The 1,284-nt window shown below is 69.6% G+C and carries 2 protein-coding genes; both read right to left on the bottom strand.

Annotated elements, in window-relative coordinates:
• Positions 1-70: 70 nt before the first annotated feature.
• A complete protein-coding gene (locus tag ACLQ24_RS29710) occupies positions 71-334 on the bottom strand; it encodes a hypothetical protein (protein WP_425895049.1) in 264 nt (87 codons plus the stop codon).
• Positions 334-1,284: aminotransferase class I/II-fold pyridoxal phosphate-dependent enzyme (locus ACLQ24_RS29705; protein WP_425895048.1), on the bottom strand; the 951-nt coding region annotated here is incomplete at its 5' end. The genes ACLQ24_RS29705 and ACLQ24_RS29710, both read right to left, overlap by 1 nt.

Here is a 1,284-nt window from a genome sequence, read left to right as displayed (position 1 = left end):
TGAAATCCTTGTTCCGCAAGCCCGAAGTCCGCTACGCCGCCTCCTGACCATCAACTATTTGCCTTACGGGTCAATAGTTCAGGGGGCGCTTGAGGTGGTATCGGTGGACCTCGGTGCTGCCCTGGACGTTGTTGACGTCCTCGGCTGCCGAGACCAGCTCCCAGCCCTCCCGACCGGCGCGGTTGAGGTGCGCGATGGCCGTGTCGCCGTAGGCGGTGATGTCCTTGCGCGACCCGTCCGGGCCGTACCAGACGAACGAAACGGTGAAATTGCGACCCTGTCCCTGATAGCGGCGGACGAGCAGGGCGTACTCCCAGGCAACCATGCGGCCCATTATGACCGTCCACGCAGGAGCTCGTCAGTAATGAGGGCGGCGAGCCGGTCCAACCCCACGTCGATCTGCTCCGGTGTCACCGCGCTGACCGACAGCCGCAGCGCGCACACCGCCGCGGTGTCGTCGTAGAAGTGCGCCATCGGAGTCCAGAGCACGCCGTAGTCACGCGCCGAGATGTCCAGCAACTCGTCGTCGACCGCGAACGGCACGGTCACCACCACGAAGAACCCACCGGCCGGCACCGTCCAGCCCACGTCCGGCCGGCCCGCGAAGCGCCGGGCCAGGCCGGCCACCAGGTGGCGCAGGTTGCGGGCGTACGCGGCCCGCTCCCGGGTGTTCGCGGGCACCAGGCTGCATCCGTGCTCCAACAGCCGCCCACCGATCACCGCCTGCGCGAGGGGTGAGGTGTTCACGGTGACCATGCTCTTGATCATGGCAAGCTGGTCGGCGAGCGGGCCGACGCCGCCGTCCGGTCCGGCAACCCGCTGGTCGGCGACCACGTAACCGACCCGCGCCCCGGGCAGCACCGTCTTGGCGAAGGAGCCGAGGTAGACCACCCGCCGGTCGGTGTCCAGCGCCTTCAGGGTCGGCGGACGCGGCCCGTCGGCGACGGCGAACAGCCCGTACGGGTTGTCCTCCAGCAGCAGGTCCTCCTCGGCGGCCAGCGCCAGCAGCGCCTGCCGGTCGGCAACGTCGATGCTGACCCCGGACGGGTTGGCGAAGTCCGGCATCACGTAGCAGGCACGCGGCCGAAGGCCCGCCTCCCGGGCCCGACGCGCCTGCGCCCGCAGGTCGGCCAGGTCCACCCCGGACGGTCCGCCCGCGACCGGCCACACCGGCAGGTCCACCAGTCGGGCCGCGCCGGTCAGCCCGACATATTGACCCGTAACCCAAATGGTTTGTGATCGTTTGGGGTGTATGGGCGTTACGGTGCGGGACGCGCGTCGGCT

The organism is Micromonospora sp. DT4 (assembly GCF_049841675.1).
Classification (GTDB): Bacteria; Actinomycetota; Actinomycetes; order Mycobacteriales; family Micromonosporaceae; genus Micromonospora.
Note: the sequence above shows the minus strand (reverse complement) of the source record. Positions and strands in the feature narration are given on the sequence as shown.

Coding starts and splice junctions, on each gene's coding strand:
- ACLQ24_RS29710 (WP_425895049.1), bottom strand. CDS start 334: ATGGGCCGCATGGTTGCCTGGGAGTACGCCCTGCTCGTCCGCCGCTAT.